The following is a 23,147-nucleotide window of genomic DNA, read 5'->3' on the forward strand; positions in this document are numbered from 1 at the left end:
CAACCCGCGCGCCTATCGATTTACACGTGCGTGCGCCACTTGCGTACCCCCCAATCACGCCATCCGTCAATGTTATGCTGCTGGAAACCGCACGCACGGGTGTTCCAAATATAATCTGGTTGACCTGTGGCCTTGGCGGCATCCTGAATGGCGCGGGCCGCCGTTGGTCCGAAATCACAAAGGTAGTTTGCATTTGTTTTGTTATTCACAATATTCACCGTAGCAATCAGCGCGGCAAAATTCACAAAACAGCATATATAAAGCACGCCAACAGCCAGTGTAGCACAGCGCAGAACCAACCAGCGATTTGAATAGGCCTTCAGGATTTGCCACGCGGTCAGGGACAAGCCAATCGCGACCACGCCCATCCAAATGAGCGCCCGAATGCGTAGATACGTCAGCCCGTATGCCTCGATATACAAGTCCAAGCGTAACCCAGCAGAAAAGCAGAGAACGGTGTTTTGAAGCAGCCAAAGCATCAGCAAAGGTTTCAGCCAACGATGCTCCCCAAAAAGGGTCGCGCGGCAATGGCGAAGGCCCCAGCGAGCAAAGCAGTGGCCACAAGCGGATAGGCCCCACGGTGGGCGTAACTCGCGTAGGTCATGCCGTCGGGAAGGGCGGTTCCGCCCGTGAAAATTGAGAAATCCAAGAGGGTCTGTACGCCAATCAGCAGGTTAAACATAACCAGCGCACGTAAAACGGACCCCGCGTTAAGGCCAAGGTTGGGCAGGTTTTTTGGCGTCGTGAGAAAGGCAAATTCGCGGTCATCGAACCTTATGCCGTCAATCAATGGCCATATTAGTAAGCCCACGCCCAGCCAAAAAAGAACGCGATTGATCGACGGCACAAAATCGAGGTCTAGGGAGAGGAGTTGTGCAAAAATCGGATTTGCATCCATCAATAACGTCAGGAAAACCAAAGAGCCGCCAATGGGAAAGGCCCAGTTGCGGGCAATCCGCTTAACGGTTCGCGCGTTGTTGCCTTTGGTATCGGCGCGAACGGATTTGAACGATCCAAGCAAGGCACGCGCTCCAGAAAACGGGATCGTAATGAGCAACCGATAGGCGGAGGCGATATATTTCGTGGCTTGGGTGTTAGGCCCGTGCGCCCAAACTAAGGCCACAAGCAGCGCCGCGCAAAGGAAGACCAAAGACAGCAACTGCACATATTCCACAACGGGCAACCCGCCAAGCAAAAGCAATACAGTTGGTCGGATACGTTGTTTTGCTGGCAAATTTAGGGTCGAGACGCCAAATATTGCGAACGCATAGAGCAGCAAAGACAGGCCTAAATTGTGCTGCCAGAACAGGAAGTCCGCCAAAAGGACCACTAAAAAAGCCGCAAAAAAGGGGAACCAAGGTTTTCGCGCTATATTGAAATGAGCTGGATTTTTGGTCTCGACGTCTTGGGCAGGTAAGGCGCTTGCCGAACAATTCAGCCACCAGCCATCCATCGCAAGGGATGTGGGAACGCCCCGAACCGTAAAGTGATTTTGCATAATAAACTCCGTTAATGTCGGAGCGGTTATCGCGCAATAATCTGCAGATTTTGCTTAGGAGGTGTGCAGAAAATGTGCAGATGCAATCGGTTAGGCTTAAGGTTGGGGGCTGCCCGCGCAAAAAATTACTGCACAATAATTCACGAACCGTCCCAACGTCTTAACATCCAATACCACTGTTCTGGGTCTGCTTTGATGCGCGCGGAAAGGCTGTCATTAAAGGCGCGGGTCATGGTGGTGCTGTCGGTATGGGGGATTGGAGCTTCGAATTCCACGTTAAATGCGTTGCCGTCGCGAATGCGAATACCATAGGCGGGGATCATCGGCAGATCATATTTAAGCGCGAGCTGGGCGGCAGACAGGGATGTGAGGGCATCAAGGCCCAGAAACGGTAGGCGCATACCCTCCGAGTATTTTTCATCTAACAAAATGGAAACAATACCGCCATCGCGCACATGCCGCACGAGCGCTTTCGTTCCGACACGACCCGTGGCAAAAATCGGCTTCCCGCCAGCCTCAATACCCGCGAGGATACGCCGTTCATAATGGCTGTTCTTTTGGGGGCGATACACGGCTCCGCTCTCAAGTCCATGCATTTTGATCACGGCACGAATGGCTTCCCATTGGCCAAAGTGACCGGAAACGATGATCGCGCCTTTACCCGCCGCGTGCGCCTCTTTAAGGGCGGCAAGGCCGGGGCCTGAAACGCGGAATTTGTGGTATTGGGTTTGAAATTCAGCATCGTGATAAATTTCAAAAAGCGTGCGCCCCATGTTTCGGCCCATATTTTGGCCTAAGGCGGCGCGGGCGCTCCGATTCATTTCGGGGTATATGCGTTTGGCTTCGCGATCAAATCGGCGTCTCGCAGGTGGAAACCAACGCATGAGGATGCCAAACGTGGTCCCCAAGCCACGGGACCGCAAATCAAACGCACGCCAGCGCAGAGCCGTGAGGGCCGACCACAACGGGAAGTACCTAAAGTAGTGTAAAACCGATTTCAGAGAAGTTGACAACATAGCGTCGTATGATCGGGTTTCGGTGCAATGCCAACCGCAAACGCTTAGGACGTATTGCCTCAGTTCATCTCTAGTGTCTCTTTTATCCGCAATCGAGTCGGGAGAGAACGCAAATGGGCGCACCGTCACCGATGCGCCCACTTAAAACCTTGAAGGTTTTGCTTCCGATTAAAGGATAACCTTTAAGCCAGAACGATGTTTGTCGCGCTTTCGCGGCCATCGCGGCCTGGTTCAATATCGAAAGTAACTTTTTGATCGTCGTTAAGACCAGTAAGGCCAGCTTGTTCTACTGCAGAAATGTGAACAAATACGTCTTTGCTGCCACCATCTGGTGCAATAAATCCGAAGCCTTTAGTCGAGTTAAACCATTTAACGGTTCCAGTAGCCATTGTCGTTCTCCTTTTAAAAACTGCCGCGAAATGCAACAGTGAAGCTAAGTCAGTTCAAGATCGAAAGACTGTGCCAAAAGGAGCAGTATAGCCGATAGTGGTAACGTCGCACGCATCACATGGGGCTAAACGCGCAAAATTACAAGTAGTTTTATCAACAGATTTCGATCAAGAGGTGCAAATACTACGGTGAATGCATCAAAATGTACCTAAGGATAACAAATTGTCTCAGACTGCAAACGTTAATCCCCCCGTCACGCGAATACTCGTGCTTCTTTTGGTAGCTATAGGTGGGGTAGCCTTTGCTGTTGGGTAAAACCCAGAGGAGCCAATAGATCGTTCGCAACTTGAAGGAGAGCTTGAGAAAGACTTGAGCCCGGCAATGTATTTGGTGAATGGCTCATTTTTAGAAGTAAAGAACTGTCGAATTCACGAAAAAAAGTGCCTCAAATTTCGTGTTCGACCGGCGGAAACACTGATTTCAGTGACAACTTGATAGACTTGCGAGAAGTCGAATCCATTGAAGAGTTTTTTCCAACGGGCGTGCGCGGCTGGCATTTTATTTTTCCGAGGAAACAGCGTCGACAAGAGCTGATGTGAAAAAAATTCTACGCAGTGATGAGACGAACGACATCAAAATAGCGCGAACGCTTTCGCTCTACCAAATGAAAGGGATCACCTCGACCAAGACATATAAGCAATGTGATGGTGCGGTTTTGCCGTCAATTGGCTGCCCAAAATACATGAGCCTTTCCTTTCCCGAAGGTCTGGATGCAGAGATAGTTTCAAAACTGTCCAATCTGCATGATCTGTGCCGATCCCTTGACGCTTATTAGCCGCGATAGGTGCTAAGGTTGGTGGGTTTTGAATGGACTTCCCGCTTTATCGAATGTGCGTCAAGGCGTTTACCGTGCTCTCTCAGACGAACGGGCGGGCCTATCAAGCCCGCCTCTTACTCTGTCGGCGCCGATCGTTTTACTCGCTACGGGGTGATTTGCCCCGTCAATACAGGCCCGAAAGGCCCTCAGGCATCATCGATGGCAGCACGATCACAGAAGCGCCGTGAATGGCGCGATTGTTCAGGTCGATCACATCCTGATTGAGCATCCGAATACAGCCCGACGAGACCGCTTTTCCTAGTTCCAATGCGGAGGCATCGCCGTGAATGCGGTAAAGTGTGTCGACGCCGTCCTTAAAGAGATAGAGCGCACGCGCGCCCATTGGATTTCCCGGCCCCGCATCCATGCCGCCATTGGCAACGGAGTATGGTTCCAGTTCAGGCCGTCGTGCAATCATCGATTCCGGTACATTCCAGCGTGGCCAATCGCGCCAAAACTGAAGCCGCGCCGTGCCTTTCCACTCAAAGCCCGCAGCCCCAACGCTGACGCCATATCGCATCGCTGTTTCGGGAGACTCGACGAAATGAAGAACAGCCCTGTCGGGGTCAACTATGATCGTGCCGCGTTCGTAATTTGGCCACGGATTGGCAACCTCCTGCCGCCAGAGCTCAGGCTTGATGACTCCTTCCCGAACGGCCGGAATTGGAAAGCGTTCATCAGTAATAGCCCCATAAAAGGCGGGTAGCGGCGGGATCACCGGTGCGGGTGGGGGAATTGGCGCGACCGGCGGTTTGGCACAAGCCGCGAGGCCAGCCATTCCACCGAAAGCGACGAAGGAGCGTCGGGTAAACATGAGGTCTTCCTTTTACGTTCTGAACGGGAGTGTGACGCCATGCGCCGAGGAGCCAGTCAGAACAGGCGAGGAGGGGCCCGTGGCGGAGCAATGTCCCGCCCTCGCGCGCGCCAAACAGTGAAGTACATTGGCTGGGTCGGTTGTGAGAGCTTCAGGGAGGTTTTCGTGGCCTCCGGCAGCGCACGATCGTGCCCACAATGGGATCCCGTAAGGGTCGCGGTGCGGCATTTCTTCTGAACAGAGATCTTTGCGGGGCTTGGCAGCCAAACCACTAGCGTCTGCATGGTCGAATGGCCAATTTTTACCGATGATAATTGATGCTTATATGGCGTAGGCTTAGAGGCCATAGCGTTGCCAGCATATGCGCCCCAAGGCAACATAATCAGCATCAACAATAATGATAAAGAGGTCCGAGCCATCTGCATACGCGCCTTATCCTCAATCCATCGCGCATTGTCCATGTGTTATCAAACAATCGGCATAACAAACCGCTCTCGTTTTCGTTACTTTTAAGGGCCATCCGGCATCATTCCGCCGACACCGTCCTTGCGCGCAAGTTGAAAGCAGGCGGACGAGTTTTAACGCTCTATTTTTGATGTCGCCGCATTGTGATCCATAATGTGGCGGCGATAATCAGCGCGGCACCGGCCCAAAATGCAGGTTTGGGTATCTCGTCAAAGACCAGATACCCGACCGTCGTCGAGAACACCAAACTGGCGTAAGAAAGAACTGACAAATACCCCGCTTGCCCGTAGCGGTGCGCGCGCAGGAAGCAAAACTGCGCGGATTGTGCGAAGACGCCAATGGCGAGGAGCAAGGGCCATTGGGGCAGGGGCACGGGTTCCCAAGCCAGAACGGCGAAGGGGGCGGTGATCACGGTCAGGCCCGCCGTGTAGAAGGTCATCATCACCACGGTCGGCGCGGCGACCAGCCTGCGGGTGGTGATCACCGCACCCGTTGCGGCGAAAACCACCAAGACTTGCGCGGCCAGCCCCCAGTTGCCAGAAAACCCCGACGGATCAACAGCGATAAGAACGCCAACGAAGCCAATGGCTGCGGCGATCCAGCGGTCACGGGTGATGACTTCGCGCAACAACCACGCGGCGGCAAGCATCGTTAGGATCGGGCGGGTAAAGCTTACCGCAGTGAACAGCGCCAGCGGCAACCGCGTGATCGCAAAGAAACTCGCGGTGAGGGCTGTGGCGGAAAACGCCACCCGCAACGCATGCAGGTGGAGGTCTTGTATCCCGATAAACGCCTGTCGATAGCGCCATATCCACGGCAGCATCAGCAAAAGCCCCACCCCCGCACGCAAAAACACCAGTTGAAACGCAGGATAGCCAAGCCCCAAGGCCTTAACGATCGACAACGCCCAAATATTCAGCGCCATATCAGTGAGCAGCCAACCAGCAGCTAGCCCGTTGCGGGAGTGTTCAGCTTCGTTTGGCAAGGAGGTTGGCCATCAATCGGAACCCGCCAGAGGTCAGTTTTTCCATCTGGTGATGCAGTATGAGCGAGGTATGCACGTGCCGCCCCAAGCCCACATCCGCCACAAGAATTGCGCCTTTTAGGGGCGCTTCGCCCGCGTCATTCATGGCGAGGAGCGGAGTATAGGCATCGTCCCAGTCCTTGGCAAAATAAAGCCCGCGTTCCTTGTGCCAATCGGCCCAATCCGCGTCGTCAATGCGATTGGGGGTGTACAACAGCGGATGATCGGGTGCGAGCACGGTGACGGCGGCGGTCTCATCCGTAACCCGCCAACGCAGGGAAGGTTGGCCGATTTCAAGGCGATAGGGCGCTGTCGTCTCGGGGTCCCAATTGTCCCAAGGGCGGTGATAGAGCGTGACCAGCGTGCCGCCCGCGCGGACCCAATCGTGGATGCGGGGCATGGCCTCGGCCAGCCCAGCGCGGAATTTCATCGCAAAAATGCCGATCACCAACGTGTCGAAAGCGGCGAGGGTGGCATCGGTGAGAGGCACGTTGGACAGGTCCGTCACCTCAGCCCCCATGCGTTCCAGCCATGTGGCGACCCGATCATTACCGCCGCCGATATATCCGACCCGCACATCCGGCAGGGCCGCATTCACCACACGGATTTGGGCAATCGCAGGGCGTACCAAGACGCGTGGCGCGATATGGTCGTGACGGATATGACGCACACTGCTGGCCTCGAAGCCGTCGAGCGTCAGGGTTAAATCGTAGTGTCCAGCCGCGACATGTTCAGGGACCGTAACGGTGAGGCGTCCTTCGCTTTCAGTCACGTTCCAACCGTCAGGCACGCGCAATCCTGCCTGCGCTGAAGGTGGGGAAATATCGCTAACGTTAATCACAAAAGACCTGCGGCTATGGGCCAGATTGATCACATCAGCTTCAGGTGACACGGCGGCTGAGCATTGTGGCACAACGACGGGCGGCACCTCAAACGGCAGGCTTGTCGTCGTGATGACGCCATGTGTCGTCAGGGTCACGTCAACGCAAGGGGCTGTGGGTTGGTTCGGCAAATAGATGGCGGGGTAGGGATCGCTGATGGACGCGTCGTTTGCCAGCGTCAAGGTCGGGCCATCCAAGCTCCAGCCTTGTGGGAGCCTTGGGGCAAGCGTCACCTCGCCCGTGTCGGCGAAGAACTCGCTAGATATTGTCGTGCTTGCACCGGGGTGGAGTTTTTCATCCTGTAAATAAGCCCGCGCATCAACGCCCGCCGCAAGTTGGATAATGCGGGAGAGTTGTTGGTCTTTGCGGGTTAGCTTGTGGCCGAACTCGGACAGCTGTGCAGGAGAGGCATTTTCCGAAGCGTTGCGAAGGGCTTGTAAGGCGAGGCTCGCGTGTTTTAAAACCTCAGACACGTTTGGAAAGGCAGCCAAGGCGGAATCGCAAGCGTCTTGGGCGGCAGTTAAATCAGCCCCGCCCAGATCGCGCAATGTTTGGGCCAAACCAGAGGCGAGGTCCGCATCTGGTCCCGCAACATGCGTATGCGCCAAGTGCAATGGGAAATCGGTTTCTGTGCCGTTTGGCACCCAGCGACCCATGGCTTGTGTGGCGTGTAGCATGCGGCTTTGTTGGCCGATCCGTGCATAACTCCAGCCCGTGACGGGATCTTTGCCCGTCGCAGCAATTGTGAGGGTTGCGGGTGGCGGCGGCAGATCGTCGTCATAGGCTTGCCCAGCGCCTGACCACGCGGGGAGATACATTTTCTTGACCTGCCAGACGGGTAAATCACTGCCCGAAAATTCAGGATCGGCGGCGAGGTCCATGACCAAATGCGCGGCTTCGGTCATTGCGCGGTGGTGGCCGTGTTGACCGGGGACATCGAGGAAGGTGGGGCAGATAATATCGGGGCGTTCTGTGCGGATGATATCAACAAACCGCGCAAGGGTGCGCTCGCGGCCCCATTTCCCCAGCGTTTCAACGCCTGATTTGGAGAAGCCGAAATCGGTGATTGGGTCTTCGGGACTGGTGGAATGCCAATACATCCGCAGATCAAGACGGTCACAAGCGGCCTCCATCTCGGCGGTACGTAGAGTACCGAGAGCGGCGGCGGTTTCGGTGCCAATATCGTTTTGGCCGCCCTCGCCACGGGTCGAGCAGGCATAAGATATATCCACCCCGTCGCGAAACCGCATCGCCGCCAGCATCGCAGAGGTTTCATCATCAGGATGCGCGCCTGTGTTCATAAACGACACTGTGGATTTTAGCGCGGTGAGCGCCTGCCACAGCGCCACAATACGGGGGCGATCTCGTTCGGCGGCAATCCGCGCCTGATTGGATAATGGCATGGTGCGCGTCCTTTAGTGAGCGTGAGAAAGAGGCGAGCTGAGGGCTCGGTTCAAAATGAGGGCCGCCGCGCCCATTGTCGCGGTCATCCGCCCAGAGGCGCCGCGCATCAAACGGGTGTGTTGCGCATCGGGACGGTTTGAAACCGAGACCTCGGGCAGGGGCGCATTTGCGACCAGATAGTCAAGAATTCCATCTGGCATCGCGCCGCCCAGCACGACGGTTTGCGGATCAAAGAGGTTTTCAACAATGGTGATCGCGTGGCCAAGGGTTAAGCTGGCTGTTTCCAGCCACGCCATCAAGTCGGGATCACCTTGTTGAAAGAGGCGATCCAGCGCGTCGATATCATGAGCATCTTTACCCGCCTGTTGTAAGTGGCGCTGTACCGAGTGGCGGCTCAAACCGTCCTCAAGTTTGCCGCCGTGGCCATTGACTGGAATGTGCCCGATTTCGCCAGCGTTGCCATAAGCGCCGCGAACAAGCTGCCCGCCCTGAACCAACCCGAGACCCAAACCTGCGCCAAAATAGAGATAGGCAAAGGACGCAAAATCCTGTGCAACGCCATTGATGCGCTCGGCCATCGCGGCGGCGTTGGCGTCATTGCTCAGAACCACTGGCAACTTCAACGCATAGGTGAAAAGCGCCTCCGCGTCGACTTCCTGCCAGCCCGTGAGATCGGTCCCCATACCCGTAATGCCCGTTACCCCAAAAGGGCCGGGCATTACGACACCAGCGCCGAGCATCCGTCCCGTGGCAGTCGGTACTTGGGCTAGTGCGCGGGCATACAGCGCGGTTACATGCGCGATGACAACATCTGGTTCGGTCTTGGTAAGGGCGATCCGCTCGGTGGTGACGGCTTGACCGTTCAAATCCAATAACGCGGCAAATATCGCATCGGGGCGCACCTCAACTCCAAGCGCATATCCGCCCTGGGGATTTAGCGTATATTGCATCGCGGGTAGGCCTCGCCCGACGTTCAAGCGGCCGTTTTCCAAAAGCATCCCATCTTGCAACAGCTCTGCGATAATGTTGCTGACGGTTTGGGTGGTGAGCGACAGGGTGCGGGCAATTTCGGCACGCCCAATGGCGCCCGCTGTGCGTACTTGCCCCAGCACTGCTTGACGATTTCGGAACCGTGATCGTTCGGCATTGCTGCCTTCTTGAAAGTTTAAAACTACCATGGAATGGGCTTAACTCAATTCATTTGAATTATCAATTGATTTGAGTTAAGCCTGATGCATGAGTTCGAAAAATGGACCGCTACAGCCACCAATGGGAGACTAAAAATGAATACACGTTTGAAAGGCCTGGTATTTGCAGGGATGATGTCGTCTGCGGCATTGTTCACGAGCACGGCGAGCGCCGTTGAGATTGAGTATTGGCAATATTTCTTTGACGCACGCGTTGACGCAATGGAGACGCTGATCACCAACTTTGAGGCCGCAAATCCCGACATTACGGTCACGATGAACCACTTCCCCTATGACAGCTACCGCACCAAGGTTGCCGCCGCTATCCCTGCGGGCGAAGGCCCCGATGTGGTTCAGTTGTTTTACGGTTGGTTGAACGACTATGTTGAAGCAGAGCTGATCCAGCCCTTGCCGGCGGACGTGTTCCCAGCGGATAAAATCGACGCGGAATTCTTCCCGATGGTTCAGGCGATGAAGGATGGCGATCAATATTGGGCGCTGCCAACGGCCGTTCGCAGCTTGGCGCTGTTCTACAACAAGCGCCTGTTTGAAGAGGCGGGGATTGAAGGTCCACCTGCCACGCTAGATGAATTGCTTGAGACCGCCAATGCCCTAACGAAACGCGACGGCGCGGGCAATCTGACGACGGTTGGCATCACGGCTGGCATGACCGCGCAAGATCACCACTGGTGGCGCGAAGGTCTGGTGCGTCAGTATGGTGGCGAGCCATATCTGGATGATTACAAAACCGTCAACTACAACACTGACGCGGGTGTTGCGGCTTTGGATTACTACACCAACTTGTTTATGAACGAATCCCCCGTGACCTCGATCGGCTTTATGGACGAGCCCCAAGCGGCGTTCAAAGCGGGCCGTGCAGGGATGCATATTGACGGCTCGTTCCGCATCGGCTCGCTTGCTGATCAACGCGGACTTGAGTGGGGCGTGGCGGAGTTGCCATCCGGTTTGGATGGGGCGCAATCCAACTATTCCTCCTATTGGGTGAACGCGATCACATCCAAAGCTGAGGGCGAAAAGTACGATGCTGCGGTCAAGTTCATGGAGTATCTCACCTCTGATGAGGCCATGCAGATTTGGCTTGATGTTGTGGGCGAACTGCCTGCGAAACCTTCCGTTGGTATGACCGAAGCGAATGCGAATGATCCGGTCTTTGGTCCGTTCATCCGTGGGTTGGAATACGCGCACACAACCAAATTCGTGAATGAATCCAGCCAGCGCCAACTGCTTGTTGAGATGGTGGAGCGGATCCAGCTTGAAGGCATGGAACCTGCGGAAAGCCTCGCGATTGCAGCAGAAGCCGAGCAAGTCATGCTCGACGAATATTACGCCAAGTAAAACCGAAACATCCGCCCCGATATATTCTGTCGGGGCGGATTTTAAGAAGGTAGGGCCCCCATGTATCGCAACCTCACTATTCGCCAAAAACAGATCGTATGGGCTTGGGCGTTTTTGGCAATTCCCGTGCTTTTCTATAGCATCATCCGTTTCTATCCGACGGGAAACGCGATCCTGATTAGCTTCCAGAATTGGAACTTACTGGGCAGTCGCACGTGGGCTGGCCTTGATAATTACGAGAAGCTTTGGAACGACGCAGTGTTTTGGAAAGTGTTCCAGAATACCTTTCTTTACCTGTTGCTTGGCACCCCGATCAGCCTCGTACTGTCCTTTATTATTGCCTACCATCTTGATAAATTGCGATTCATGCATGGCTTTCTACGGATGCTGTATTTCCTCCCATTCATGACCTCTGCGGTAGCGATGGCGTGGGTTTGGCGCTGGTTTTATCAGGACGTGCCGATTGGACTATTCAATAATATCCTCGCCGGTTTTGGCATTCCCCAAATCAGCTTCCTAAATTCAACCACCAACGCGTTGCCTGCCGTTTTGGCGCCTGCCGTTTGGGCAGGACTTGGGTTTCAGGTGATCATTTTTATGGCGGGCATTCGGTCAATCCCGACCAGCTATTACGAAGCAGCCAAGATCGACGGGGTAGGCTGGTTTACCGTTCTCACACAGATCACGCTGCCGCTCCTGCGCCCGACGATAGTGTTTATCGTTGTGTTCTCATCCATCGGGTTTCTGCGGATTTTTGACCACGTCTTTAACATGACCACTAACAATCCGGGGGGGCCGTTGAACGCCACGAAACCGCTGGTGTTGATGATCTATGACACCGCCTTTAATGGCTTTGACATGGGATATGCCGCCGCGCAAACCGTTGTTTTGTTCACGATCCTGCTGATCGTCTCGCTTATTCAACTCCGCCTGCTGAGGAGCACATAATGTCTCATATCGCTCCCACCGCCGAAATTTTACTAACGGCGCAACCCGCCAAACGCCCGCGCAATATGGGCCAGATCATCCGTTGGCTGCTGTTGTTTTTTGGCGGGATTATCATGGTGATGCCGATTGCCTATATGATTTCTACCTCGCTGAAATGGCCGCATGAAGTTTACAATATCAACCTTATCCCTGATGAGCCGACACTGGATAACTACGCCTATGTTCTTGAGGACGGGCGCTTCTATTGGTGGTTTGTGAATTCGACCATTATCGCCACAATCACGACGATCTGTAATCTGCTGTTTGATAGTCTTGTCGGCTATACTTTGTGCAAATTCCGCTTTCCGGGGCGCACGATCGTTTTCATCGCCATCCTGTCTACCCTGATGATCCCCACCGAAATGTTGGTGATCCCGTGGTATCTGATGTCGCAATCGTTTGGTTGGTTGGACAGCTATTGGGGCATCATGTTCCCCGGTTTGATGACCGCGTTCGGTACCTTCCTGATGAAACAGTTCTTTGAAAGCGTCCCAGATGATTTCATCGAAGCTGCCCGCATTGACGGGTTGAACGAGCTGCAAATCTGGTGGACGGTCGCCATGCCTTTGGTGAAACCCGCGTTGGCCGCGCTTGCGATCTTTGTGTTTCTCGGCAATTGGACAGCGTTCCTTTGGCCGCTGATCGTGACCAATTCGGTTGATATGTACACCATCCCCGTTGGCCTGTCTGGCTTTGGCGACGAGGCGGATGTGGCGTGGGAGTTGATCATGACGGGGGCGGCGATTTCGACGATCCCGACGTTGATTGTGTTCCTTATTTTTCAGCGGTTTATTATCAGAGGCGTAGTAATGGCGGGACTAAAAGGATGACAGATACTTCGATTTTTCCGGACCCGACCTATAAAGACACCGTGCTTGCACCGCTTTTTGAGGGGGTCAAAACCCACTACGCGGGACATATGGCGGCGATAAACCGCGCCCATTTGGTGATGCTTGTTGAAACCAAGATTTTGTCGGCACAGGACGGGCGCAAAATCGCGCAGGCTCTAGAGGCGATTGACGCGGAAACCGATATCGCGGCCCTAACCTATACGGGCGAGTATGAGGATTATTTCTTCTTTGTGGAGGCCGAGTTGCGCCGTCGGTTGGGTGACCTTGGTGGGGCGCTGCACACAGCGCGTTCCCGCAACGATATGGATCACACTCTGTTCAAAATGGCGCTGCGCCTCCGTGCCGAAGCAATGTTGGATCAGCTTACAACCTTGTCCAAAGCCTTGATCGAAAAAGCCCGAGCAGAGTCCAACACGTTGATCGTCGCCTATACCCACGGCCAACCCGCACAACCAACGACATTTGGCCACTACCTTGCCGCCATGATCGAAGTGTTGAGCCGTGACGGCGAGCGCCTATCTGCAGCAATCGACAACCTTGGTCACAGTCCAATGGGCGCCGCCGCGATCACCACGTCTGGGTTCCCTATCGACCGCACTCGTATGGCGGAGTTGCTTGGATTTGAAGGGCCACTGGTAAACTCCTACGGCTGTATCGCCAGTGTGGATTACGTCACGGGGCTCTATTCCGCCGTTAAACTTGTGTTCCTGCATTTGGGGCGCGTGGTGCAAGATCTGGCGTTCTGGTCCAGCTTTGAAGTGGCGCAACTCTATGTGCCCAACGCGCTGGTGCAGGTCAGTTCGATCATGCCGCAAAAACGCAATCCGGTGCCGATTGAACATATGCGCCACCTCGCGTCCGTTACCTGTGGGCGCTGCGATATGGTGGTGAATACGATGCACAACACGCCGTTTACCGATATGAACGACAGCGAAGGCGAGGTGCAACAAGCAGGCTATGCGGCCTTTGAAAGTGGCGGTCGGGTGCTCGAACTTTTGACGGCTTTCCTCCCCGCGAGTTCAATCAATGCCGCAAAAGTGCGCCGTAATACCGATGCCGCGAGCATCACGATCACCGAGCTTGCCGATACGCTTGTGCGCGACGAGGGGCTGACCTTTCGTCAAGCCCACGAGATCGCGGCCCATGTTGCTCGCAACCTTGACGGCGCGCCTCTTTCCGAGGGGTTCACCACGTTTCAGGCGGCATTTCAAACCGCGACAGACCGCGCAACGGTAATGGACGACACAGCGTTTCGCACGGCAGTTAGCCCTGAAAATTTCGTGGCGTTGCGGGATCGCATCGGCGGCCCAGCCCCTGCGGCACTAGCAAGCGCACTGGATGACAGTGCACGCGCCACGCAAACCCTCTGCACCTCCGGCGATATGCGAAAACAGCGCATTTCCACCGCCGATACCTCTCGCACCAATGCCTTCACTCAACTGCTGGAGATCTGACCTTGGCCAATCTTGCCCTGCGTAACTTAACGAAATCTTACGGCAAAACAGAGGTGCTGCACGGCATCTCTCTGGATGTTGCCGATGGCGAATTTGTGGTCTTTGTTGGCCCTTCTGGCTGTGGCAAATCGACGACCCTGCGCATGATCGCGGGGCTTGAGGAAACCTCCTCGGGTATCATCGAAATCGGCGGGCGCGAAGTAAACAATCTTGAGCCCAAAGAACGCGATATCGCGATGGTTTTCCAGAACTATGCAATCTATCCGCATATGTCGGTCAAAAAGAATATCGCCTTTGGTTTGCGGTCATCTAAGATGCCGAAGGCAGATAAAGAGAAGCGTATTCAAGAAGTTGCGGAAATTCTTGATATGGTCAATCTGCTTGACCGCAAACCCAACCAACTGTCCGGCGGCCAACGTCAACGTGTTGCGATTGGGCGCGCGATGGTGCGTGACCCTGCGGTGTTCCTGTTTGATGAACCCCTCTCGAACCTTGATGCACAACTGCGCACTCAAATGCGGCTTGAGATCAAAAAACTCCATCAACGCGTTGGCAATACAATTATTTTTGTGACCCACGATCAGGTCGAAGCCATGACCATGGCCGACCGGATTGTCATCATGAAAGACGGGTATATTCAGCAGGTCGGAACCCCTGCCGAGGTGTTCCACAAACCCGCAAATACCTTTGTGGCACGCTTCATCGGTGCGCCCTCTATGAACTTGCTGGAAGGTCAGATTGACGGCACGGTCGTCACGCTTGCCTCTGGTCAAACCGTCAATGTGCCGACGCTCACCGCGAACAAAAACCAAAGTGTTCTTTTGGGTGTTCGTCCAGATGATCTGCATCCTGCTAGCGCAAATCCGATTCTCACAGGCAAGGTGGTTCTGCGCGAGCCTTTGGGGTCAGAGACCTTGATTTATGTCGAAACACCCTCCGGCGAAATCATCGCCAAAGCAGATGGCAGAACGCCGCCCGAAGTTGGGGAAACAGTGCACCTTGGTGCGGATGCCGAAAACCTGCATGTCTTTGACACCGAGAGTGGAGAGGCGCTGACATGAAGAAGCCGATCATGTGTGCCGGTAGGCTCTACTGTGATCTGGTTTTCGCAAACACGCCCCGTCTTCCAACAGCAGGAACCGAGGTTTTTGCGCCGAAACTGTCGCTGCATGCGGGAGGAGGGGCCTTCATTACGGGGGCCACTTTGGTTGCTTTGGGGCATCCGGTTCGGCAGTTTTCGACCCTGCCTGCCGCGCCGTTCGATGCGACCGTTTTGGCGGATATGAACGCGCACGGGATTGCCGCAACCGACTGTAAACGCGCCGCTATTGGCACCGATCCACAGATAACCGTCGTGATGGCCAACGCGGAGGATCGCGCCTTTTTGACCCGCGCCGATGGTCCTGCCACCCCTGATCCGGCGGTGGTTGATTTTACGGGCTTCTCACATTTGCACATCGGCGAATTAAGTACATTACGTGAAACGCCCTCTTTGCTGGACCACGCGCGGGCCGCAGGGCTTACGGTTTCGCTGGATTGTGGTTGGCAGGATGTGTTCGATGCAGATGTTGCCGAATTAATCGCCGCCGTTGACGTATTTTTGCCCAGTGAAAGCGAGGCTGCCGCCCTTTTGGCCATCGGCGTACCAGAAGTCTGCGCGCCGCTCACCGTTGTGAAATGCGGCAAGAATGGCGCCCGTGCGCGGACCTTAACAGACGGCGCTTGGACCCACAACACCACCGCCCAAGTTGAGGTCATTGATGCCACCGGTGCAGGCGACTCGTTTAACGCGGGTTTCTTAGCGTGTTGGCTAGAGCAAGCCCCGTTGAACGAATGCTTGGCAAAAGGCAACGCCTGCGGGTCTGCGGCGGTGCAATCCCTTGGTGGTGCTAGCTATTTGAAACGGGCCTAAGACGTGCTCATTCCTTCGCTGTCATTAACTGGAGGAATTTTTGGCGCCCAGCGTCGAGACAAGTGATACGGCGCTGAAAATAATACAGAGATAGGCCAAGAACTCGAAGACTTCCTCGAAAAGTTGATGCGGCTCGACTTTTAAAAAGTTTTCCTCAAACGCCGCGCCAATGGCAAACAATATTAACCCACATAGAATCCAACCCATCGGGCGCGACGTGATGAATCTCCTTAGGAAAGCTTTGGAGACCTTGAGGTGCGTCACGATCAGTGTAAAGGCGCCTGCAAGCAACAAAATCACGATTATCGCAGACGTCATCATCAAGACATTCACGGTTGCGGGGTCCAGTCCGTATATCGCACCCCAAGTCGTCTCGCGCCCGACACCTGCAAAGGATACGGCAGTGAACGCAAGGCTAACGGCCATGATACCCGCACGGAATTCGTCATGGCTTCGCGCGGCCTTAACTGCGGCAATGGCCCAGGCGAGCACCATGCCGATAATGACGAACAACTCGGCCTCCTCGATAAAGCCGTCTTCGCTTGTATTTAAAGGGAAAGCTCGATCCGCAACACCAATTAAAACGACGGCCATTCCCATCGCAAATGCAATGCGTAACCAATACCATAATCTGCGGCTACTGCCGGAAAAAGAAGTGAACATTGGTGGGGGCTCAATTATTTGATGTCTTGGAAGCGGCCACAACACATAATTGTAACAGATATATAAACAAGGGATGCGACCCTTCGGTAACGCATTCGTGAGCAATGTCGATTTGTAGCTTCATTGTGCGACAGCAATCAAATATCACGCGGCCTCGTAGTTGATGCAATATCTGCCTTTTTCAGGCCTATTCGTTGATTGAAATTTACCGCCTACCTCGACATAAGACGAGGGCGACCAATCGTGCAACGACGAATAGGCGGAACAAGTTATGAAAAAAATTGCGATCATCAGTGGTGGCCTGTCGGGCATGGGCCTTGCGATTGCCAAGCGGTTACATGCCTCTGGAACGGTGGTTTGCATTGGGGCGCGGCGCGGTGGCGATGCCGAAGTCGTGGCGAAGCTACATGCCGCGGTTGGTGCGCAAATTCACGTTGCGCCGCTTGATGTGCGCGACAGCGAAAGCGTTGCTAAGTTTGTAGGGGACGTCGTGGCCTTGCATGGCCAAGTGGATATTCTGGTCAACACGGCTGGCGTCTATGAAGAAGCGGGCGTCATTGATCATTCCGACAAGCTTTGGGACGATACGATTGACACCAACTTGACCGGCACGTTCAAAATGATCCGCGCGGTGATGCCATTGATGAAGGCACAAAACTGGGGCCGGATCATAAACCTCGCCTCTGTCGCGGCGCACAATGGCATGATTGATAACGCGGCTTATTGCGCGTCTAAGGCGGGTCTTTTGGGCTTGGGACGCTGTGTCAGCCTTGAGGGTGCGGCGCATGGGATTACCTGCATCAGCATCAGCCCGACATGGGTTGAGACAGAAATGCTCAAGCAATTTGTCGATCAGGAAGTGGCCGAAACGGACGCCACGCGCGCTGAGGTACAGGCGAAATACGAGGCCTCCAATCCACAAGGCGCGCTCGTACAACCCGAAGAGATAGCCGAACTTGTGGCCTTCCTTGTGAGCGATGCTGGACGAGCGATCACCATGGAAGACATTCAAGTTAACGCGGGATCGCTTTGGTAGGGTGTTAACTCACTGATTTCGCGAGAGGAATAACCCGTCGGGCCAAAAGTTCGGCGGGGTTAGAAAGAGAGGCAAACGACTGCTCCGTTATGCCCTCCCACATTTTCTGTGCGGCGGCGTGGGTCAGGGTTGCTGTTGCTTTTAGTGCTGTGAGGTCCGAGGCAATGAGGGCCCGTTCCGCATCGGACAAGGGCGCTGCGCGCAGCCAATTCTCAACGGGGATCACTGCAATTTCTGCGGCCTCTGGCAATAGTGCCGTTGTGGCGTATTGATTTGGCGTCAGGTTGAAATACCGCGCCCCCTCAGTGGGGATCAAATCGGCGAGAAACCGTGCCGCCGCGTGAACATCGATCATTCGAAACGCAAAGCCTTCGGGAACGGCCTTGATTTGGGCACAAGCGGCCATAATGACCTCATAGATGTCTTTGCTGTTGGGCACGTCCAGATCATACAAAGACGGCAACCGGACAATGGCCGCCGATACGCCTGACTTGGCGATCTGATGTTCGGCCTCGATTTTTGCCGCGCCATATCCCGAACAATGTGGATAAATCTCTGTCGCGGCCTCATCGTAAGGGCCTCCTGTATCGGCAAAAACCGCTGAAGTGGACGAGAACCGCAAATCCGCAGAAGCATCGCGACAGAACTGAAGAATATTGGCGATGCCAGCCTGTGACCAGACCTCCATATGATCGCGATCAACCGCAAGATTCACCATCGCCGCGCAATGAATCACGCTGCGGACGCGGGATGTGAGGGTTGTATAATCGGCGGTATCAAGGCCAAAATGCACGTCTTCAATTGCTGCGGAAATAAGGACCAGTCGCGCGGTATCCACGCCCTGTTCGGCTGCGATCGCGTGCAATCGGTCGATTGCGTCGCGGCGTTTGGGGCGGATGAGGCAATAGATGACATCACCGTCCGGCAAAGTCCGCGCGGCGGCAGCCATCACGCGACTGCCGAGGAATCCCGTGGCCCCCGTCAGCAAAATACCCGACCGCTCGAAGCTGCCGTGCGCCTGTGGTCGCGTTGCAGATGACGAGAGAATGTCGTGCAAACGCCCCAAGGGAACGTTCAGCGCAAAGTCGAAATCGACGCGACAGCCATAGGCGGCCTCAAGAGCGAGGAGGAGATTCACCGCCATCAGGGAGTCGCCGCCTTGGTCGTGAAACGACAGGCTGGGATCGAGTGTCGCGGCAGGGCAGCACATGATTTCAGCAGCTTTTGCGACCGTTGGTAAGACGTCGGTTGTGGCCGCATCGTCGGCAACGATTGCGTTAATTCTGGGCAGGGCTTTGTAATCGCATTTTCCCGAGACCGCATTGACGGGCATAGTATCAAGCTGCACCAAAAAGCTTGGAATACAGTAGAAAGGCAGTTCCGCGCGCAGGGCTTGGGAGAGCGCGGCAGGAAGCCGATTTTCGCCCGCCTCAAGTCCCCATTTAGCACGATTTTCGCCTGACTGTGCGGGATTGGCGCAATAATAGAGCACGAGGGCTTTGCCTTGCCCATCTATCTCTTGAATCCATGGCACCGCCTGCGAAAACGCGATGAAATTGTGCAGCGATTCCGTCAGGTCGCGGGTTTGGATACTATGTCCACGCAGCTTGAGCATATGCGCCACGCGGCCCATAACATGAATGCTGCCGTCTGCTGTGACATACCCTTGGTCACCCGTATCATAGAGGCGTGTAAATTGGCCGTTCAGGGTCAACTCGCGAAACCGCAGCGCCGTTTCCTCAGGACGGTTCACATAACCGGGGCCGAGCATTCTTGGGCCTTCGAAATGCAACAATCCAGGTTGCCCCGCGGCACAGATTTGATCGCTATCATCCAGAACCACCGCCTTGATATGTGGCATCGCAACGCCCACGGAAGCCGCCCCCGCACGGCCTTGCGGCCCCGACACTTTGGTCATCGAAATATCGTGGGTTTCGCAAATGCTATAGAGGTTCCAGAGCGTGACGTTTGGCAGTTTTTCCCGCACCGCAGCAACCAAATCATCGCTCACAACTTCGCCATTCAAAATCACCCGTTGCAGGGGTACATTTTGGGCCACCTTGGCGGTCGTGGTCTGGAGGATTTTTTCAAGCGCGGAGGGGGTGAAAAGCATCTCGGTCACGGTGTGACGGGTCAGGAACGCCGCAAGATCATCGGGGTTCAGGAGTTCATTAAAACGCGGAAAACAGAGTTTCGCGCCATCCCGCAGGGGGCGAAACATTTCCCAGATCGCAAAGATATAAATGCCGACGGTGTGCTGTGGATCATAGGGCGTAAATTCATCGCGCCACTCATACGACAGGTGGGCAGATTGATGTGTCACGGGGATGCATTTCGGCTTGCCCGTGGTGCCCGATGTCGCAACCACATAAATTATATCGTCCGGCGCGACATCCGCCGCAACGATCGATTGTGGCGGCCTGTTTGCGGGGGTTTTCAGGATTGTTGGCGCGTCGATATACTGGCAGGTCGCGGGCAATTGGCCAGTCTTGGGCGCTTGGCACAGGAACACCACGTCTATCGCAAGTTCGGCGACGATATTCGTTAAAACATCTGTAGGCATCGCGGGGTCCAGATGCACAAAAGGACGCCCCAGAACCACGCAAGCCGTTGCAACCGCGCCGAAATTAACGGAGGGCTTGCCAAAAATTGCAACGGTGCCGTTTGACGGAAGGTGAATTGCCAGCCGATCAATGCAATCCGCCAATTGCCCATAACTGAGGGTAAGGTCGCAGTCCACAAGGGCCGTCAAATCGGCATGATCCTGCAGCGCTTGCGCCAGTTTTCTCGGGACTGTTGTGCTCTGGGTCAATGAAAAATCCAAGTCATTCGCGAAACAAGAAACGACCTTATTCGTCCCATATGCGACATAAACTTGGTATCTTGATTTTGGACAAGAAGGTCAAGATGCCAAGCGATTTTAAATCGTTTGGGACGCGACTATCTATGATGCCCGCGTTAAACGGCTTGTTGCTGCGTTTGCCCCACAGATGCGCAACCTGCGCCCCCTTTTGAGGTGGCGCAGGTTCCTTAATGCCCTCAGGGACGTTGCTGTCCATTGCCAAAGACGAGGTATTTGAAGCTCGTGAGCTGCTCGGCTCCGACGGGGCCGCGCGCATGCATTTTGCCCGTTGCGATCCCGATTTCCGCGCCCATGCCAAACTCGCCGCCATCCGAGAATTGGGTCGACGCATTGTGCATCACCACGGCGGAATCCACAGCGGTCATGAAGGCCGTAGCGGCCGCCAAGTCGTCGGCCACAATCGCATCCGTGTGGCCTGAGGAATGCGCCTGCACAAAGGCGATGGCGTCTTGCAAATCATCGACAATTTTCACCGACATGATGTTGCTCAAATACTCAGTATTCCAGTCCTCATCCGTCGCGGGGATTAAGTCCGGCAGGATTTTTTTAGCTTCAGCATCCCCACGCAACTCACAGTCAACGAGGGCTTGCGCCAAATGGGGCAGGACCCTAGTTGCGACACTGCGGTCGATCACCACGCATTCGGTCGCGCCACAAATCCCCGTCCGTCGCATCTTGGCGTTTTGGACAATGCCCACAGCCATATCAAGATCGGCGCTTTCGTGGATATAGGTGTGGTTGTTGCCGTCGAGATGCAACAACGTCGGTACCCGCGCTTCTTTTTGCACCAGTGAAACCAGCCCACGGCCACCGCGCGGAATAACAAGATCGACAGTATCAATGCTGTGCAACAGAAGTTTCACCGCCTCACGATCCCGCGTGTTCACCAATTGCACGGCGTCCTCAGGAAGTCCCGCAGCCTTCAACCCCTGCGCCAAACAGGCAACGATCACGCGCGAGGAATGCAAGCTCTCCGAACCGCCGCGTAAAATAACGGAATTGCCGGATTTCACACAAAGCGCCCCTGCATCAGATCCCACATTCGGGCGCGATTCATAGATCATCGCGATGACGCCAATGGGCACGCTGACGCGGTTGATTTTGAGGCCATTGGGGCGATCAAACGTAGCGAGGGTACGGCCAAGCGGGTCGTCTTGGGCGGCAATGGCATCAAGCGCGTCTGCCATGCCTGCCACGCGGTCTTCGGTCAGGGTAAGGCGGTCGACGAAGGCTGCGTCCTTGCCGCTGTCGCGGATACTGTCGACATCCTTGGCGTTGGCTTGCAGAATTTCGGAGGCTCGGGCGCGTAAAGCTTTAGCGGCCTCTGTGAGGGCTAGATTGCGCTGATCTGATGTTGCCATCGCGAGGCCGCGTGCCGCAGCCTTGGCGCGCTGGCCAAGGTCTGCGACGAGGGTTTCAACGTTCATCTCTTCCGTAGGTGTGCTCATGTCATCCATTCTCGTGTCTCCTTAAAACGGCGGCTCGAAGGCCGTTTCTATTTCAGTTCGGCGGCGCGGCGATAGGCGGCCTGTACGGTATTCTCGAAGAGCGCGTGCAACTGGCCGTCGTGCATCAACGCCTCCAGCCCAGCTTGCGTTGTACCGTTTTTACTGGTCACCGAATTTCGCAACTCTTCAAGGGAAGACTCCGACTGACGGGCCGTTTCAACGGCGCCCGTGATGGTGTCAAAAACCAGCTTCTCTGCGGTTTTTTGATCAAACCCAACGGATTTCGCGGCGGCAACATAGCTGCGCATTAATTCGAAAACATAGCCCGGACCGCTGCCACTGACGGCGGTTAAACGATCGATCTCGTCCTCGTTGGCCAGTTGCACACAGCTGCCTGTTTGGGCGATCCACGCGGTCACGTCCGTTACTTGCTGTTTGGAACAGGCGTCATTGGCGTAAATGCCCGAAACGCCAAGGCCGACCATCGCAGCCATATTTGGCATGACGCGAATGATCGCCGCATCGCCCACGATTTTCGCGACCGTCTCGATGCTGCAGCCCGCAGCGATGGACACAAAGCACCCACCCGTTTTCAGCGCATGCACATAGTCGGGTAGCACATCCACAATCATCTGTGGCTTGATCGCGATTAGAACCACATCAAAAACACCGGCGGGCACATCTGCTGCGTCCGTCACATGGGTAACGCCGTCTGGAAGGCCAGTGGCGGCAGGGTCGGCAACGGTAAACTGGTTCTCATCTCTGGCGGCCCACTGGCGCAACATCGCGCCCCCCATTTTGCCGCATCCAATCAGAAGTATGTTCATCTGTGTCTCCCTTTACGTGGGCTGGACCCGTGCATCCGTCGCGCTGCATTGCAGCATGCAGATATCGGCCCGCCCAGTTTTTTATCCCGTCGCTGAACGTCCATAACGCGCCTCTTTGGGCGGGCTAGAGCAGCGACCTGTTTGCATTCACATGTTGCGGACGTGGTATAACGCACCGAATCAATGAAAGGGTT

Annotated in this window: 18 protein-coding genes and 1 pseudogene; 8 read left to right on the forward strand and 11 right to left on the reverse strand. The window is 55.1% G+C overall.

From position 1 onward, the window contains the following. Positions 1–20 precede the first annotated feature (20 nt). The 3 genes and pseudogenes from RC74_RS23330 to RC74_RS16330 all read right to left on the reverse strand — a co-directional run bounded on the left by RC74_RS23330 (position 21) and on the right by RC74_RS16330 (position 2,903). Positions 21–1,498 (reverse strand): annotated as a pseudogene (locus RC74_RS23330) (DUF4153 domain-containing protein). A 140-nt stretch (positions 1,499–1,638) separates the two neighbouring features. Beyond that, positions 1,639–2,514, reverse strand: a complete 876-nt coding sequence (locus RC74_RS16325; protein ID WP_039003629.1) for a lysophospholipid acyltransferase family protein — start codon at positions 2,512–2,514, stop codon at positions 1,639–1,641. 182 nt (positions 2,515–2,696) lie between these two features. Beyond that, positions 2,697–2,903 (reverse strand): cold-shock protein, encoded by a 207-nt coding sequence (locus RC74_RS16330; protein WP_039003630.1) that lies wholly within the window; start codon positions 2,901–2,903, stop codon positions 2,697–2,699. Between the two features lie 596 nt (positions 2,904–3,499). Between RC74_RS16330 and RC74_RS16335 the strand changes: the two genes are divergently transcribed. Next, on the forward strand, positions 3,500–3,739 hold the full coding sequence (locus tag RC74_RS16335; RefSeq protein ID WP_039003631.1) for a hypothetical protein: 240 nt from the start codon (positions 3,500–3,502) through the stop codon (positions 3,737–3,739). A 166-nt stretch (positions 3,740–3,905) separates the two neighbouring features. Here RC74_RS16335 and RC74_RS16340 read toward each other — a convergent pair whose 3' ends face one another. The 4 genes from RC74_RS16340 to RC74_RS16355 all read right to left on the reverse strand — a co-directional run bounded on the left by RC74_RS16340 (position 3,906) and on the right by RC74_RS16355 (position 9,547). Continuing rightward, positions 3,906–4,595, reverse strand: coding sequence for a L,D-transpeptidase (locus RC74_RS16340; RefSeq protein ID WP_039003632.1), 690 nt, complete (start codon positions 4,593–4,595; stop codon positions 3,906–3,908). Positions 4,596–5,181: 586 nt separating this feature from the next. Beyond that, complete coding sequence (locus RC74_RS16345) at positions 5,182–6,045, reverse strand: DMT family transporter (protein WP_039003634.1); 864 nt, start codon at positions 6,043–6,045, stop codon at positions 5,182–5,184. Continuing rightward, positions 6,029–8,368 carry a PIG-L family deacetylase gene (locus RC74_RS16350; RefSeq protein ID WP_039003635.1) on the reverse strand — a complete coding sequence of 780 codons (2,340 nt, stop codon included), beginning with the start codon at positions 8,366–8,368 and terminating at the stop codon, positions 6,029–6,031. The genes RC74_RS16345 and RC74_RS16350 overlap by 17 nt, the downstream gene beginning before the upstream one ends. A 12-nt stretch (positions 8,369–8,380) precedes the next feature. Further along, positions 8,381–9,547, reverse strand: a complete 1,167-nt coding sequence (locus tag RC74_RS16355; RefSeq protein WP_039003636.1) for an ROK family transcriptional regulator — start codon at positions 9,545–9,547, stop codon at positions 8,381–8,383. Positions 9,548–9,652: 105 nt separating this feature from the next. Between RC74_RS16355 and RC74_RS16360 the strand changes: the two genes are divergently transcribed. From RC74_RS16360 to RC74_RS16385, 6 genes are read left to right on the forward strand one after another with little or no spacing between them, the layout of a single operon-like run. Then, complete coding sequence (locus RC74_RS16360; protein ID WP_039003637.1) at positions 9,653–10,912, forward strand: extracellular solute-binding protein; 1,260 nt, start codon at positions 9,653–9,655, stop codon at positions 10,910–10,912. Positions 10,913–10,972: 60 nt separating this feature from the next. Next, positions 10,973–11,860, forward strand: a complete 888-nt coding sequence (locus tag RC74_RS16365; protein WP_039003638.1) for a carbohydrate ABC transporter permease — start codon at positions 10,973–10,975, stop codon at positions 11,858–11,860. Then, a complete protein-coding gene (locus tag RC74_RS16370; protein WP_052275003.1) occupies positions 11,860–12,729 on the forward strand; it encodes a carbohydrate ABC transporter permease in 870 nt (289 codons plus the stop codon). Before RC74_RS16365 ends, RC74_RS16370 begins: the two co-directional genes overlap by 1 nt. Then, positions 12,726–14,204: an argininosuccinate lyase gene (argH, locus tag RC74_RS16375; protein WP_039003639.1), complete on the forward strand. Its 1,479-nt coding sequence runs from the start codon at positions 12,726–12,728 to the stop codon at positions 14,202–14,204. Before RC74_RS16370 ends, argH begins: the two co-directional genes overlap by 4 nt. A 2-nt stretch (positions 14,205–14,206) precedes the next feature. Then, positions 14,207–15,265, forward strand: coding sequence for an ABC transporter ATP-binding protein (locus RC74_RS16380; protein ID WP_039003640.1), 1,059 nt, complete (start codon positions 14,207–14,209; stop codon positions 15,263–15,265). Then, on the forward strand, positions 15,262–16,116 hold the full coding sequence (locus tag RC74_RS16385; protein WP_039003641.1) for a carbohydrate kinase family protein: 855 nt from the start codon (positions 15,262–15,264) through the stop codon (positions 16,114–16,116). Before RC74_RS16380 ends, RC74_RS16385 begins: the two co-directional genes overlap by 4 nt. Positions 16,117–16,140: 24 nt before the next feature. On the opposite strand, the gene RC74_RS16390 is transcribed toward RC74_RS16385, so the two are convergent. Next, the gene (locus RC74_RS16390; protein ID WP_039003642.1) at positions 16,141–16,710 is read right to left on the reverse strand and encodes a hypothetical protein; all 570 of its coding nucleotides are present in this window, start codon (positions 16,708–16,710) and stop codon (positions 16,141–16,143) included. A gap of 340 nt (positions 16,711–17,050) precedes the next feature. Between RC74_RS16390 and RC74_RS16395 the strand changes: the two genes are divergently transcribed. Further along, entirely contained in the window at positions 17,051–17,815 is a 765-nt protein-coding gene (locus tag RC74_RS16395; RefSeq protein WP_039003643.1) for an SDR family NAD(P)-dependent oxidoreductase, read from the forward strand. Positions 17,816–17,819: 4 nt separating this feature from the next. On the opposite strand, the gene RC74_RS16400 is transcribed toward RC74_RS16395, so the two are convergent. The 3 genes from RC74_RS16400 to proC all read right to left on the reverse strand — a co-directional run bounded on the left by RC74_RS16400 (position 17,820) and on the right by proC (position 22,953). After that, positions 17,820–20,627, reverse strand: coding sequence for an AMP-binding protein (locus RC74_RS16400; RefSeq protein WP_039003664.1), 2,808 nt, complete (start codon positions 20,625–20,627; stop codon positions 17,820–17,822). A gap of 227 nt (positions 20,628–20,854) precedes the next feature. Further along, positions 20,855–22,135 (reverse strand): glutamate-5-semialdehyde dehydrogenase, encoded by a 1,281-nt coding sequence (locus tag RC74_RS16410; protein ID WP_218918082.1) that lies wholly within the window; start codon positions 22,133–22,135, stop codon positions 20,855–20,857. 38 nt (positions 22,136–22,173) lie between these two features. Next, the gene (proC, locus tag RC74_RS16415) at positions 22,174–22,953 is read right to left on the reverse strand and encodes a pyrroline-5-carboxylate reductase (protein WP_039003645.1); all 780 of its coding nucleotides are present in this window, start codon (positions 22,951–22,953) and stop codon (positions 22,174–22,176) included. Between the last annotated feature and the right edge of the window lie 194 nt (positions 22,954–23,147).

The organism is Falsihalocynthiibacter arcticus (genome assembly GCF_000812665.2).
GTDB lineage: Bacteria > Pseudomonadota > Alphaproteobacteria > Rhodobacterales > Rhodobacteraceae > Falsihalocynthiibacter > Falsihalocynthiibacter arcticus.

Coding starts and splice junctions, on each gene's coding strand:
- RC74_RS16410 (WP_218918082.1), bottom strand. CDS start 22,135: ATGGATGACATGAGCACACCTACGGAAGAGATGAACGTTGAAACCCTC.
- RC74_RS16365 (WP_039003638.1), top strand. CDS start 10,973: ATGTATCGCAACCTCACTATTCGCCAAAAACAGATCGTATGGGCTTGG.
- RC74_RS16370 (WP_052275003.1), top strand. CDS start 11,860: ATGTCTCATATCGCTCCCACCGCCGAAATTTTACTAACGGCGCAACCC.
- RC74_RS16360 (WP_039003637.1), top strand. CDS start 9,653: ATGAATACACGTTTGAAAGGCCTGGTATTTGCAGGGATGATGTCGTCT.
- RC74_RS16350 (WP_039003635.1), bottom strand. CDS start 8,368: ATGCCATTATCCAATCAGGCGCGGATTGCCGCCGAACGAGATCGCCCC.
- RC74_RS16385 (WP_039003641.1), top strand. CDS start 15,262: ATGAAGAAGCCGATCATGTGTGCCGGTAGGCTCTACTGTGATCTGGTT.
- RC74_RS16340 (WP_039003632.1), bottom strand. CDS start 4,595: ATGTTTACCCGACGCTCCTTCGTCGCTTTCGGTGGAATGGCTGGCCTC.
- RC74_RS16330 (WP_039003630.1), bottom strand. CDS start 2,903: ATGGCTACTGGAACCGTTAAATGGTTTAACTCGACTAAAGGCTTCGGA.
- RC74_RS16325 (WP_039003629.1), bottom strand. CDS start 2,514: ATGTTGTCAACTTCTCTGAAATCGGTTTTACACTACTTTAGGTACTTC.
- RC74_RS16355 (WP_039003636.1), bottom strand. CDS start 9,547: ATGGTAGTTTTAAACTTTCAAGAAGGCAGCAATGCCGAACGATCACGG.
- RC74_RS16390 (WP_039003642.1), bottom strand. CDS start 16,710: ATGGCCGTCGTTTTAATTGGTGTTGCGGATCGAGCTTTCCCTTTAAAT.
- proC (WP_039003645.1), bottom strand. CDS start 22,953: ATGAACATACTTCTGATTGGATGCGGCAAAATGGGGGGCGCGATGTTG.
- RC74_RS16395 (WP_039003643.1), top strand. CDS start 17,051: ATGAAAAAAATTGCGATCATCAGTGGTGGCCTGTCGGGCATGGGCCTT.
- argH (WP_039003639.1), top strand. CDS start 12,726: ATGACAGATACTTCGATTTTTCCGGACCCGACCTATAAAGACACCGTG.